At 72.8% G+C, this 12,313-nt stretch carries 11 protein-coding genes; 6 read left to right on the top strand and 5 right to left on the bottom strand.

The window, feature by feature from the left end:
* Positions 1 to 9: 9 nt before the first annotated feature.
* The 3 genes from ACWCXC_RS00885 to ACWCXC_RS00875 all read left to right on the top strand — a co-directional run bounded on the left by ACWCXC_RS00885 (position 10) and on the right by ACWCXC_RS00875 (position 3,227).
* Positions 10 to 687: a bifunctional DNA primase/polymerase gene (locus tag ACWCXC_RS00885; RefSeq protein WP_450885779.1), complete on the top strand. Its 678-nt coding sequence runs from the start codon at positions 10 to 12 to the stop codon at positions 685 to 687.
* Between the two features lie 84 nt (positions 688 to 771).
* A complete protein-coding gene (locus ACWCXC_RS00880) occupies positions 772 to 1,578 on the top strand; it encodes an ABC transporter ATP-binding protein (protein WP_450680895.1) in 807 nt (268 codons plus the stop codon).
* Positions 1,575 to 3,227: a transporter gene (locus ACWCXC_RS00875; RefSeq protein WP_450680894.1), complete on the top strand. Its 1,653-nt coding sequence runs from the start codon at positions 1,575 to 1,577 to the stop codon at positions 3,225 to 3,227. The genes ACWCXC_RS00880 and ACWCXC_RS00875 overlap by 4 nt, the downstream gene beginning before the upstream one ends.
* A gap of 75 nt (positions 3,228 to 3,302) precedes the next feature.
* Here the strand turns inward: ACWCXC_RS00875 and ACWCXC_RS00870 are convergent, their stop codons facing one another.
* Together ACWCXC_RS00870 and ACWCXC_RS00865 are read right to left on the bottom strand one after the other, a co-directional pair.
* Positions 3,303 to 4,196 carry an alpha/beta fold hydrolase gene (locus tag ACWCXC_RS00870; RefSeq protein ID WP_450680943.1) on the bottom strand — a complete coding sequence of 298 codons (894 nt, stop codon included), beginning with the start codon at positions 4,194 to 4,196 and terminating at the stop codon, positions 3,303 to 3,305.
* Positions 4,197 to 4,865: 669 nt separating this feature from the next.
* Positions 4,866 to 5,558 (bottom strand): metal-dependent transcriptional regulator, encoded by a 693-nt coding sequence (locus ACWCXC_RS00865; protein ID WP_450680893.1) that lies wholly within the window; start codon positions 5,556 to 5,558, stop codon positions 4,866 to 4,868.
* Positions 5,559 to 5,798: 240 nt separating this feature from the next.
* Here ACWCXC_RS00865 and ACWCXC_RS00860 point away from each other — a divergent pair, with 240 nt between their 5' ends.
* Entirely contained in the window at positions 5,799 to 6,554 is a 756-nt protein-coding gene (locus ACWCXC_RS00860; protein WP_450680892.1) for an SIS domain-containing protein, read from the top strand.
* Between the two features lie 22 nt (positions 6,555 to 6,576).
* Here ACWCXC_RS00860 and ACWCXC_RS00855 read toward each other — a convergent pair whose 3' ends face one another.
* Both ACWCXC_RS00855 and pdxH read right to left on the bottom strand, forming a co-directional pair.
* Complete coding sequence (locus tag ACWCXC_RS00855; RefSeq protein WP_450680891.1) at positions 6,577 to 7,914, bottom strand: PAS domain-containing protein; 1,338 nt, start codon at positions 7,912 to 7,914, stop codon at positions 6,577 to 6,579.
* Positions 7,915 to 8,379: 465 nt separating this feature from the next.
* Positions 8,380 to 9,021 carry a pyridoxamine 5'-phosphate oxidase gene (pdxH, locus tag ACWCXC_RS00850; protein ID WP_450886379.1) on the bottom strand — a complete coding sequence of 214 codons (642 nt, stop codon included), beginning with the start codon at positions 9,019 to 9,021 and terminating at the stop codon, positions 8,380 to 8,382.
* 219 nt (positions 9,022 to 9,240) lie between these two features.
* Between pdxH and ACWCXC_RS00845 the strand changes: the two genes are divergently transcribed.
* Positions 9,241 to 10,350 (top strand): citrate synthase 2, encoded by a 1,110-nt coding sequence (locus ACWCXC_RS00845; RefSeq protein ID WP_450680890.1) that lies wholly within the window; start codon positions 9,241 to 9,243, stop codon positions 10,348 to 10,350.
* A gap of 455 nt (positions 10,351 to 10,805) precedes the next feature.
* Positions 10,806 to 11,453: a hypothetical protein gene (locus tag ACWCXC_RS00840; RefSeq protein ID WP_450885775.1), complete on the top strand. Its 648-nt coding sequence runs from the start codon at positions 10,806 to 10,808 to the stop codon at positions 11,451 to 11,453.
* Positions 11,454 to 11,716: 263 nt separating this feature from the next.
* Here the strand turns inward: ACWCXC_RS00840 and ACWCXC_RS00835 are convergent, their stop codons facing one another.
* Entirely contained in the window at positions 11,717 to 12,283 is a 567-nt protein-coding gene (locus ACWCXC_RS00835; protein WP_450680888.1) for a GNAT family N-acetyltransferase, read from the bottom strand.
* Positions 12,284 to 12,313 lie beyond the last annotated feature (30 nt).

Below are 12,313 nucleotides of genomic sequence, written 5' to 3'. Positions count from 1 at the left end.
GTACGGTGCGTGGAAGAAGCCATCGGAGTCAGGGAAGCGGCGCCGGTCCCCCAGCAGCGGACCGAGCATCTGCGGGAAGCCGCGGTGCGGTACGCGGAGGAGAGGCACTGGGACGTGTGCCCCGGGGCATGGCTGGAGCCGGCCGGGCCCACGGAGCGGTGCTCGTGCGGGGAGTCGGGCTGCGCGGCCCCGGGGGCCCATCCGACCCGGACCGACTGGGCGGACCGCTCCACCGGCAGCGGGGCCGCGGCCCGCCGGATGTGGACCCGGCAGCCCCGCTCCTCCATCCTTCTGCCGACCGGACGCTCCTTCGACGCCGTCGACGTGCCGGAGGCGGCCGGTTTCCTGGCGCTGGCCCGGATGGAGCGGATGAGCCTGCCCCTCGGCCCCGTCACCCGCACCCCGGACCGCCGGATGCAGTTCTTCGTCCTGCCGGGCGCCGCCGCCAAGGTCGACACCCTGGTCCGCAGGCTCGGCTGGGACGCGGCGGGCATCGGTCTGCGCGCGCGGGGCGACGGGAGTTACGTCCCGGCGCCGCCGACCCGGGTGGGCGGGGCGGGCACGGTGCAGTGGGCCCGCGGACCGTCCACCGCCAACCGCTGGCTGCCCGAGGTGGCGGAGCTGATCAGTCCGCTCGCGTACGCCTGCGGGCGCGAAGCCGCCGATGCCCGGGGGCGCGTTTCGTAGGGTGTCCCCCGGGGGCCTGTCGCCGCCCGGCGGACGACGGCCCGACGACAGGCCCGGAACGCGGGGCTTCGGAGGGCGAGCGGCATGACGGACAGGACGGACACGGGCGCGTCGGACGGGGCCGCCGTACCCGCGGTGCGGGTGGAGGGGCTCTGGAAGCGCTTCGGTGAGCACACCGCCGTCGCCGGCATCGATCTGGAACTGCCCGCGGGCAAGTTCATCGGCCTCGTCGGTCCCAACGGCGCCGGGAAGACCACCACGCTCTCCATGGTCACCGGTCTGCTCCGGCCCGATCTCGGACGGATCCGGATCGGCGGGCACGACGTCTGGCGCGACCCCGTCGAGGTCAAGTCCCGGATCGGGGTGCTGCCCGAAGGACTGCGGCTCTTCGAACGCCTCTCCGGCCGCGAACTCCTGGGCTACACCGGCCGTCTGCGCGGACTGCCCGGCGCCGAGGTCGACAGCCGGGCCACCCAACTGCTCGACGTGCTGGACCTGGCGGGCGCCCAGCACAAGCTGGTCATCGACTACTCGACGGGCATGCGCAAGAAGATCGGGCTGGCCGCCGCACTGCTCCACAACCCCGAAGTGCTCTTCCTCGACGAGCCGTTCGAGGGCGTCGACCCGGTCTCGGCGCAGACCATCCGCGGGGTGCTGGAGCGCTACACCGGCTCGGGGGCGACCGTCGTCTTCTCCAGCCATGTGATGGAGCTGGTCGAATCGCTCTGCGACTGGGTGGCCGTGATGGCCGCGGGCACCATCCGCGCCCAGGGCACCCTGGAGCAGGTGCGCGGCGACGCCGCCTCCCTGCAGCACGCGTTCCTGGAACTCGTCGGCGCGGGCGACCGCGACAACGGCGCCGCCCTGGACTGGCTGGGCGGTGCCCGATGAGCGTCCTCGACGCCCCGGCCGGCTCCGGCCCGCGCACGGACCGCGCTCAGGCCGCCCCGGACCTGATCCCGGTCCTCGTCCGCCTCAAGCTGTCCCTGCTGCGCAACGGGCTGCGCCAGTCGGCGGGCCGCCGGGCCGTCTACCTCGTCTCCTTCGCGGGCGCCGTGTTGCTGGCCCTCGGCCAGGTCGCCGGACTGATCGCGATGCGCGGCCAGGACCACATCGTCTCCGTCACCGTGCTGGCGGCCGGGGTACTGGCGGTCGGCTGGGCCGTGATGCCGCTGTTCTTCGCCGCCGGGGACGAGACCCTGGACCCGGGACGGCTCGTGATGCTCCCGCTGCGCCCGCGCCCGCTGGTGACGGCGCTCCTGGTCTCCTCGCTCGTCGGCATCGGCCCGCTGTTCACGCTGTGCCTGGCGGCCGGTTCGGTGGCCGCGACGGCCCGGGGCGCGGCCGGGGCGGCGTTCGCCGTGGTGGCGGCCCCGCTGACGCTGCTGGTCTGCGTGGCGCTGGCGCGGGCCGTCGCCACGGCCAACACCCGCCTGCTGACCTCCCGCAAGGGGCGCGATCTGGCCGTGCTGTCCGGACTGGTCATCGCGGTCGGCATCCAGGTCGTCAACTTCGGCGCCCAGCGGCTCGGCCGCTCCGGCGGACTCTCCGCGCTCGATCCCGTGGCCGACGTGGTGCGCTGGCTGCCGCCCGCCTCGGCGATCGGCTCGGTGGACTCCGCCTCGCAGGGCGCGTACGGGCGGGCCGCCGTGCAGATGCTCCTGTCCGTCGCCGCGCTGGTCCTGCTGATGGTGGTGTGGCGGCGCAGCCTGGAGCGGCTGATGACGGCACCGGACGGGTCCACGCTGGCCGCCGCCGATCCGGGCCGCGCCGCGTCGGCCCCGGAGGGCTCGGGCTTCTGGTCCCTGTTTCCCGAGGGGCGCACGGGCACGGTGATGCGACGCAGTCTGCGCTACGTCGCCCGGGACCCGAAGACGAAGGCCGCGTGGGTGACGGCGCTCGCGATCGGGCTGATCGTGCCGGTGCTGAACGCCGTGCAGGGCACCGGGTCCGTCTACTTCGCGTGCTTCGGCGCGGGGATGCTCGGCATCCAGATGTACAACCAGTTCGGCCAGGACACCTCCGCGTTCTGGATGGTGGCGCTGACGATCTCGTCGACCCGCGACGCCTATCTCGAACTGCGGGCGCGGGCGCTGGCGCTGCTGCTGATCACCCTCCCGTACACGGTGCTGGTCGCGGTGGTGACGGCGGCGGTGCTCGGGGACTGGGAGGCGCTGCCGGGCGTGATGGGCCTGTCGCTCGCCCTGCTGGGGGCGATGCTGGCGACCGGGGCGGTGGCCTCGGCGAACTTCCCGTACTCGGTGCCGCAGGACGCCGGGTTCAAGAACGTGGCCCCCGGCCAGGCCGGCCTCGCCTGGATCTCGGTCTTCGGCGGCATGGTCTCCGCGGCCCTGCTCTCCGCTCCGGTGATCGCCCTGACGGTCTGGCTGCACGTCACCGGCGCGGAGGAGCTGCTGTGGGTCGTGGTGCCGGTGGGGGCGGTGTACGGAACGCTGGTCGCCTGGGCGGGGCTGCGGATCGCCGCGCCGCGCACGGCGGAGCGGCTGCCGGAGATCCTGACGGCGGTCAGCAAGGGGTGAGACGCCCCACGCCCCGGCTCGGAGTTCGGGGTTACGGGTTTCGGGGGGCTTACGGGGTTACGGGTTTCGGGGGGTTTACGGGGCGACCGGCTCCCGGTCGTCGCCGGCGTCCTCGGTGAGCTGGTCCAGGAAGGGCTCGACGGCGGCGCGCCAGCCCTCGGGCTGGTCGTAGTGGATGAGGTGCCCGGCGTCGGGAACCTCCGCGTACTGTCCGCGGGGCAGCACCCGGACCATTTCCTGGGCCTCCGCCCGCCCCAGCTCGCCGTCGAGTCCGCGCAGCACCAGCGTGGGGCAGCGGACCTGCGCCAGCTCCTCCCAGTGCGCGTCGAAGACCCAGGTGGCGCGGGAGCGGAGCATCTGGGCCCGGGAGAAGACCGGCCGCCATCCGTCGGCGCGCTCGGCCATGACCTCGGCGTAGAACGCGCCGCGGGCCGGATTGGGCCGCTCCACCCAGGGATCGTCCTCGCCGAACCACTTCCGTACGTCGGCGAGCGTCGCGAAGGGCACCGGCCAGGAGGCGAACCAGTCCTCCCATTCGCGCTGCGAGGCGGCGCCGAGGGCGGACGCCCGCATGTCGCAGATGACCAGGGCGCGGACGAGGTCGGGGCGTTTGGCGGCGAGCTGCCAGGCGGTGAGCGCGCCCATCGCGTGCCCGACGAGGGTGACGGGGGCGAGCCCGAGCTGTTCGACCGCGGCCTCGGCGTCGGCCACGTACGCCTCGCGGGTGTACGGGCCCTCGGCCGGCTTCTCGCTGCGGCCGTGTCCGCGCTGGTCGAGGCCGACCGCACGGTGCCGCTCGGCGAGCCAGCGGGTGGTGGCCGCCCAGTGGGACGCCCGGCCCATCAGCCCGTGGAGCAGTAAGACGCCTCCGGGGCTCGCGGTCTCCGCGCGCTCCTTGGGCGGGTCGGCGTACTCCCAGGCCGCGAGGCGTACGCCGTCGGCTCCGGTCACTTCGATGCGCCGCACCATCTGTTCTGGCACCCCCTTCTGGTCCCCGATCGCGACAGCCAGGCTATCGAACCTTTATTCGAAAATCGGGTTCCGGGACTCAACACCGCTCGTTCGAGTGACCGCATCCCAGGATTGACGACGGCCTCGCAGGGGAGATCTTCTGCGGGAGGCGGGCCACTCGGGGATGAGGGTCCGCGGGAACCGACCTTGAGAGCTCGGGGCTCCAGGTCGGGACAGGGGGAGACAGGCCCCGGCGCCTTGCGGCGCCGGGGCCATCCGCTGTTCCGGGACGTGTGTGCGTACGGGGGACGCGGCGGTCCCACCCCGGTGCGCGGACCGGACGCGCTGGTACGACGGGCGCATTCCCTGCTCCCTCCCCGACCGTGCGGCCCCCTCGGCCCGCACTCCCAGGTATGCCTCCGCCACAGCCTGGCACGCGATCCGCCGGAGCACTGCGGTTCCGTAGGGAAATGGGGACGGAAAAACGGAAAACGGACGCGGGGACCGGCCGGGCGCCCCGCGCCCGGTCCGTCTCTCCCGCGTCCGTCCTGCCGTGCCCGTCCGTCCGCGTCCGTACTGCTGTGCTCGTACGTCCGCGTCCGTGCTGCCGTGCTCGTACGTCCGCGTCCGTGCTGCCGTGCTCGTACGTCCGGCGTCCGTACTGCCGTGCCTTCCGGTGGCCGCTGCCTACCGCTTGGCCACGAAGACGTGCGACGCGACCTCGTCGTCCAGCTCGGCCGCCTCACCGCTGCTGCCGACCAGCACGCCACCGGGCGACTGGTTGACGCTGACCACGGAACCGGGCTGGACGCCCGCGCGCCGCAGCGTGTACATCAGCTGGGCGTCCGTCTGGATCGGCTCACCGATCCGCCGGACGACCACCGTCTTGCCGTCGGCCCCCGGGTCCAGCTCCGACAGGCTGACCATGCCCTCGTCGATGAACGGGTCGGCCTCGGCCTTCTCGCCCAGCTCCTCCAGGCCCGGGATGGGGTTGCCGTACGGAGACTCCGTCGGGTGGCGCAGCAGCTCCAGCACCCGCCGCTCCACGGCCTCGCTCATCACGTGCTCCCACCGGCACGCCTCGGCGTGGACCTGCTCCCACTCCAGGCCGATCACGTCCACGAGCAGGCATTCGGCGAGCCGGTGCTTGCGCATGACCCGGGTCGCCAGCCGGCGGCCCTCCTCCGTGAGCTCCAGGTGCCGGTCGCCCGCGACCTGCACCAGGCCGTCGCGCTCCATCCGCGCCACCGTCTGGCTGACCGTCGGACCGCTCTGATCGAGCCGTTCCGCGATCCGGGCGCGCATGGGGACCACACCTTCCTCTTCGAGTTCGAGGATGGTGCGGAGATACATCTCCGTGGTGTCGATCAGTCCGGACATTCGTGCCCCTCGATGCAGTCGTGCGCTGGCCCTGCCCCAATTCTGACGCATGGCACCGACAACCGTGCCTCACCGATGGAACCCGCCCCTGACCGGCGGCCGGAACTGCGGCCGGTACAGCGGCCCGAACGTCGGCCGGAAGGGGCGGCACGGTATTGACATGTCACTGGTCCAGACCGCACCGTGAGCGACGGTATCGACGCCCCCGGGCGCCCCCTCCCGCCGGAAAGGTGCTCCTCGATGAGCGAAAGCAAGCTGGCCGGACAGTTCTTCGACGCAGCGATCGGCCTGCTGGAGCGCGTACGCGACGAGGAGTCCGCGACCATCGCCGAGGCGGGTGCCGCGATCGCGGACACCGTCGTGGCGGGCGGCCGGCTCTTCGCCTTCGGCGCCGGGCACTCCTCGCTGGCCGCGCAGGACGTCGTCTACCGCGCGGGCGGGCTCGCCCTGATGAACCTGCTGTCCGTCCCCGGCGCCCTCGGCGTCGACGTCATGCCGGCCACGCTCGGCTCCGCCCTGGAGCGCGTCGACGGCCTCGCGGGCGCGGTCCTCGACTCCAGCCCGGCGACGGCGGGCGACCTCCTGGTGATCATCTCGCTCTCCGGCCGCAACGCGCTGCCCGTGGAGATGGCGATGAACGCGCGGGCCCTCGGCATGAAGGTCGTCGGCATCACCTCGGTCGCGTACGCGGAAGGCACCCGCTCCCGGCACACCTCCGGCGGCTTCCTGCGGGACCACTGCGACATCGTCCTCGACAGCAAGATCGCCATCGGAGACGCCGAGCTGGAGGTCGACGGCATCGAGGCGCCGTTCGCTCCCGCCTCCACGGTCGTCACCAGCGCGATCATGCAGTCGATGATGGCCGCGGCTGCCGAACGGCTGCTGGAGCACGGCGTGGAACCGCCGCTGCTGCGCTCGGGCAACGTGGACGGCGGCCACGAGTGGAACGGGCGCGTGATGACCGAGTACGCGGACCGCATCTTCTACCGGCACTGACGCGGGGGCCGGGCGGGGCGCCTCACCCGCCCAGCGCCTGGTACAGGTCCACCGACGCCGCCACCCGGTCCGCCACGCTCTCCGCGTACACCGCGTCCGGGCGCTCGAAGGCGGCCCGGTGGGCAGAGCGCAGGAAGGTCACCACGCCGAGGGTCCGTCCGCGGCTGCGCAGCACGACGCACAGGGCGTGCACGGCATCGGCGGGCCACCGACGCTCGGCGGCCCATTCCCCGGCGGGCGCCGTCCCGGCCGAGGCGCGGACCGAACCGGTGCGGTCGACCGCCTGGAGGGCGGGGTGCCCCGGCGCGTACCGGAGGGGGATGCCGCCCGCGGTGACGGGCAGGCACGGCCCGGGGGCGTCGGACGGGGTCGCGGCGGCCCGGACCAGCCGCTCACCGGCCACCAGGTCGACCAGGGCGTGGTCGGCGAAGCCGGCGAGCGCGTAGTCGAGGGACGAGGTGGCCGCCTCCATGGGGTCCTCGCACTCGGCGGCGGACCGCGAGGCGCGGTGCAGCTGCCCGGAGCGGAAGCGGACCCGGTCCGCCTCCTGGACGGCCAGCCGCGCCGCCGTCACGTCCTGGAACAGCCAGCCCACGCCGAGCGGCACGGGCTCCTGGGCGAGCGGCGAGGCCAGCCGCAGGAAGCCGCTGCGCCAGCAGCGCCGCCGGTCGCCGTCGCCGGTGCGCAGGGTCACCCAGAGATCGGCGGGCGCGGGCGGGGCGCCCTCGGCCAGCACGTGCTGGAGGGCGCCCTCCAGATCCTCCACCCCTTGGACGACGATGTCGCCGAGGGGCCGCCCCAGCAGGGTCGTCCGGCCACCGCCGAGGGCGCGGGCGGCGTGCGCGTTGACGACGGTGGGGCGCAGGTCCACGTCGACGAGGACGACGCCCCAGGAGGCGTCCTCGAACAGCGCCTCGCTGAGCGCGATGGCCCGTTCCAGATCGATCTGCGCGTGTACCTCGCTGAACGCGCAGTACACCCCCGCCGGCCGCCCGTCCGCGCCCCGCACCCCCGCCGACTGGGTCCGCACGAGCACCCGCCCGCCGTCCTTGCGCAGCAGCGCGAACTCGTGCACCTGCCGCCCCGGCGCCCCCATGGCGGCCATCAGGCGCGTCTGCACCTCCCCCGCGTCCGCCCGCCGCACCGCCCACCCGGCGAACCCGGGCCGCCCCACGGCCTCCTCCGCGGACCAGCCGAGGATGCGCTCGGCCTCCCGGTTCCAGTGCGTGACCGTCCCGTCGGCGTCGAACGCGCAGAGCGCGGCGTCCATGCCGTCCAGCAACGCCGCCAGCAGCTCCGCCCCGGGGATCGGATCGGGCCCGATCGCGTCGGTCGTCCCGCTGCTCGTGGAAGCATCCATCCCGGACCCCCTGCACCAACGTGTCCGCCGTCGCCGCACGTCAGACGCGTGCCGGACGTACTCGGCCCATTGAACTCGAACGCGGCGCGGCACAGGGCGACTTCCCTCAAATCATTCCCGGAATCATGCCCGGAATCACGGGTTCCGTGGGTGCGCGGAGGCGCGCGATCAGTCGCGCGATTAATTCGGTTGTGCGGGCCGGGGCGCGTTCCTAGGGTGGGGGTACACGGTGAAAGGAGGTGATCCGAAAAGTGCAGTCTTATCGGATTCGTGAGGTGGCTGCGGGCTGACAGCCCGCCGTCGCACACAGTGCACCTCGGCAGGCTGTCTGCCGAAAACCACGCAGTCACCGACCCGCAGGCTCGCCGGTAAGTCCGGCCGGCTCCTCCTCAGGGAGGGACCAGAGCCTGCGGGTTTCTGCATGTCCGGGGGGCGGTTCCGCGAGCCCCGCGAGCCCCGCCGGGCCTACGGACAGAGGCGTTCGACGCGCCAGGGGGCTTCGGGGCCCGTGGCGAGGTCGCGGACGTAGCGCAGGCGGTCGTGGAGCCGGTTCTCGTGGCCCTGCCAGAACTCGATGGTGTCGGGGACGACCCGGAAGCCTCCCCAGTGCGGCGGTGCGGGGACCTTCTCGCCCTCGGGGTAGCGGGTCTCCAGGTCCTCGTAGCGGCGGACCAGCTCCTCGCGGGAGGCGATCACGGAGGACTGGTCACTGGCCCAGGCACCGAGCTGGGAGCCGTGGGGGCGGGTCCGGAAGTAGGCGATCGTCTCCTCGCGGGCGACCCGGGAGGCGGTGCCGGTGACGATGACCTGGCGGGCCAGCGGGTGCCAGGGGAAGAGCAGCGAGACGTGGGGGTTGGCGGCGAGTTCGCGGCCCTTGCGGGACTCGTAGTTGGTGAAGAAGACGAAGCCGCGCGCGTCGTACATCTTCAGCAGGACCGTACGGGAGGAGGGGCGGCCCTCCGGGGTCGCCGTGGACACCACCATCGCGTTCGGCTCGTGGAGCGCCCCGCCGGCGGCGACCTGGCGGAACCAGTGGGCGAACTGCCGCATCGGATCGGCCGCGAGGGAGTCCTCGGTGAAGGCTTCGGAGCGGTACTGCTCGCGCATCGCGGCCGGATCGGTGGTGGAATCGAAGGAGGAGTCTGCGGTGGGCACGGAGTCATCCTGCCGCAGCGGACACGTCCACCGGGCGAGGAGGTCCGCCGACCCGACCGCGGGAAACCGGGGCTGTGCCCGACATCACGCTTCCCGGTCACGCCCCTACCCGCCAGTATCTGGGTGGGCCCCCGTGGTCCGCCCGCAGCCGTCGACCGAGGGAGCCGCCTGATGTCCGACTTCGTACCCGGACTCGAAGGAGTCGTCGCGTTCGAAACGGAGATCGCCGAACCCGACAAGGAAGGCGGTGCGCTCCGCTACCGAGGGGTCGACATCGAGGATCTCGTCGGCCATGTCTCGTTCGGCAATGTCTGGGGCCTGCTGGTGGACGGGGCGTTCAGCCCGGGGCTGCCGCCCGCCGAACCGTTCCCGATCCCCGTGCATTCCGGGGACGTCCGGGTCGACGTCCAGTCCGCACTGGCGATGCTCGCCCCGGTCTGGGGCCTCAAGCCGCTGCTGGACATCGACGCGCGGAGCGCCCGCGACAATCTGGCACGCGCGGCCGTCATGGCCCTGTCGTACGTCGCGCAGTCGGCGCGCGGGCAGGGGCGGCCGATGGTCCCCCAGCGCGAGATCGACAAGGCGGAGTCCGTCGTCGAGCGGTTCATGATCCGCTGGCGCGGTGAGCCCGATCCCCGTCATGTGAAGGCCGTGGACGCGTACTGGACGTCCGCCGCCGAGCACGGCATGAACGCCTCCACCTTCACCGCCCGCGTGATCGCCTCCACCGGGGCCGACGTCGCCGCCGCGCTCTCCGGCGCGGTCGGGGCCATGTCCGGCCCGCTGCACGGCGGCGCCCCCTCCCGCGTCCTCGGCATGATCGAGGAGATCGAGCGGACGGGCGACGCCACGGCGTACGTGAAGCAGGCCCTGGACCGCGGTGAGCGGCTGATGGGCTTCGGCCACCGTGTCTACCGCGCCGAGGACCCCCGCGCCCGCGTGCTGCGCCGCACCGCCGAGGAACTGGCCGCCCCGCGCTTCGAGGTGGCACGCGCCCTGGAGAAGGCCGCCCTGGAGGAGCTGCACGCCCGCCGGCCCGACCGGGTGCTGGCGACGAACGTGGAGTTCTGGGCCGCGATCGTCCTGGACTTCGCCGAGGTCCCGGCGCACATGTTCACCTCGATGTTCACCTGTGCCCGTACGGCGGGCTGGTCCGCGCACATCCTGGAGCAGAAGCGGACGGGCCGCCTGGTGCGGCCGTCGGCGCGTTACGTGGGTCCGGGGACGCGCAGTCCGCGCGAGATCCCCGGTTTCGATCAGCTGGCGGATCTGGCCAACTGAGCGTCTGACCTCCGGGCTGCTCGCGCTGCCGCGTTTCCGTTCGTCGGGCATTGCGTTCACCGTGCTCGCGCTGATCGTTTGATCGCTCCGAAAGTCTCGGTGATCGAATGATCGAAGTGCTTGCGATGATCGAAAGTATCGAAAGGATGGAAAGCAGACGGGGCGAAGCGATCACGACGATCGTGGTGATCAGGTCGAACGCGGGCGAACCCATCGGACCGAGCGAACAAAGCGAATAATTCGGTCCGCTTCCGTCGCGCACCTGTGCCGGGCCTGTGGCTGCTCTGTGTCATTCCCGCATGAGCATGAATGGCGTACTGCGGCGCGCCTCTTTGACACGGTGCCGCCGTCGTGCCGCTCGTCGTGCCCGATCGCACGGCCGGGGAGGGGGCCTGGCCCCGCCGTTGAACGCTCCGGCTGTCGCACAGGACAGCCCCACAGCCAGTTAGGTCAACATGACGCACAAGGGACGCATCTTCATCGCCGCCGCAGCGGTCACCGCCATGGGACTCGGGCTCTCGGCGTGCAATGACGGCGACGACGCGGCAACGGCACCGGAATCGCCGTCGGCCTCCGCCCCGGCGCCGTCCGAGGCGGCTAGCGAGAGCCCGTCCGCGGCTCCGAGCGAGGACGCCCCCGCTCCGGCCGGCGGCGATGTCGCCGCCCCGGGCACGAAGCTCAAGGTCGGCGAGCGGGCGGTCCTTCCGTTCTCGTACGGAACCGAGAAGAAGGGAACGATCGCCGTCACCGTCACGGCGATCGAGAAGGGCGCCGAGGCCGACATGGCCCCGTTCGGTGCGAAGGCGAAGGGTATGACGCCCTACTACATCCGCATGAAGGTCGAGAACGTCGGCGGCACCGACCTGTCCTACTCGTCGCTGAAGCTGCGCGGCAAGCTGGCGGACGGCGGCCCCACGGGCGTCATCCTGATCGGTGACCTCGCGGGCAAGTGCGACAGCGAGTCCGCCCCGCGCGACTTCACCACCAAGGGCGCGTCGTACGAGACCTGCTCGCTCAGCGCCACGAAGACCGACCCCATCGGGGCGGCGGCGTTCGAGGAGGGCGACACCTACCGTGACAGCCCGGTCCTCTGGACCAGCTGAGTTCCGTTCCGGTGTGCGAAGCCCCGGTCGTCCCGTCACAGGCGGAATGCCCGGGGCTTCGGCCTGCCGTCCCGCAGCGGCGGCGGGTCCTGTCACGGGGGGCGGGGTGCTCGTGGACGCACGACGGCCTGGGTGGCTACGACAGGCCGGTCCTGTGCTGACCCGCTTCGTCGCTCGGACGCGTGCTCCGGGCTCGGGCTTTGGCTCGGACACGCGCTCGGGCTCGGGCTCGGTCTCGGGCTCGGGCTCGGGCTCCCGGAGCCTCAGGGCCGGTCGAGCCCCCACGTCTGGAGGCGGTACGCGCGGCCCTTCTCCTCGCCCTCGATGAGGGGGATGTCGAGCAGCCGGAAGCCGGTCTTCGTGGCGACGGCGACGCTTGAGGCGTTCTCGGCTTCCAGTTCCAGGATCACCTGGTGTGCGCCGAGTTCGCCGAACGCGTACGCCGCCATGACGCGCACCGCGCGTGCGGCGAGCCCCTGGCCCCGGTGGGCCGGGCCGACGGCGTAGCCGATCTCGGTGCCTTCCGGGGAGCGCCGGAGCATGACCTCGCCGAGGGGTGTTTCGCCGTCGAGGGTGATGGCGAGCAGGACGGCGATGCCGGCGGAACGCAGTTCCCGTGCCTTCGCAAGGCGGGCGCGGGCGGCCTCGGCGTCGAAGGGGGAGACGATCGGCGTCCAGTGGGCGATGTCGGGGTGGTCGAAGAGGCCCGGCATCGCACCGAGGTCCGCCTCGGTCCAGTCGCGCAGGACGAGCCCTTCGCCCATGAGCCGGATGTGCTCGGGGAAGGCGGGGTGGGGCGAGGCGGGGGTGCCGGCGCTGCTGCTGGTCATGGGGGAACAGTAGCGGGGCGGTTGGCGGCG

Source organism: Streptomyces sp. NPDC001515 (assembly GCF_053597115.1).
The sequence above is the reverse complement of the archived record's forward strand: the minus strand, read 5'-3'. Positions and strand labels throughout refer to the sequence as shown.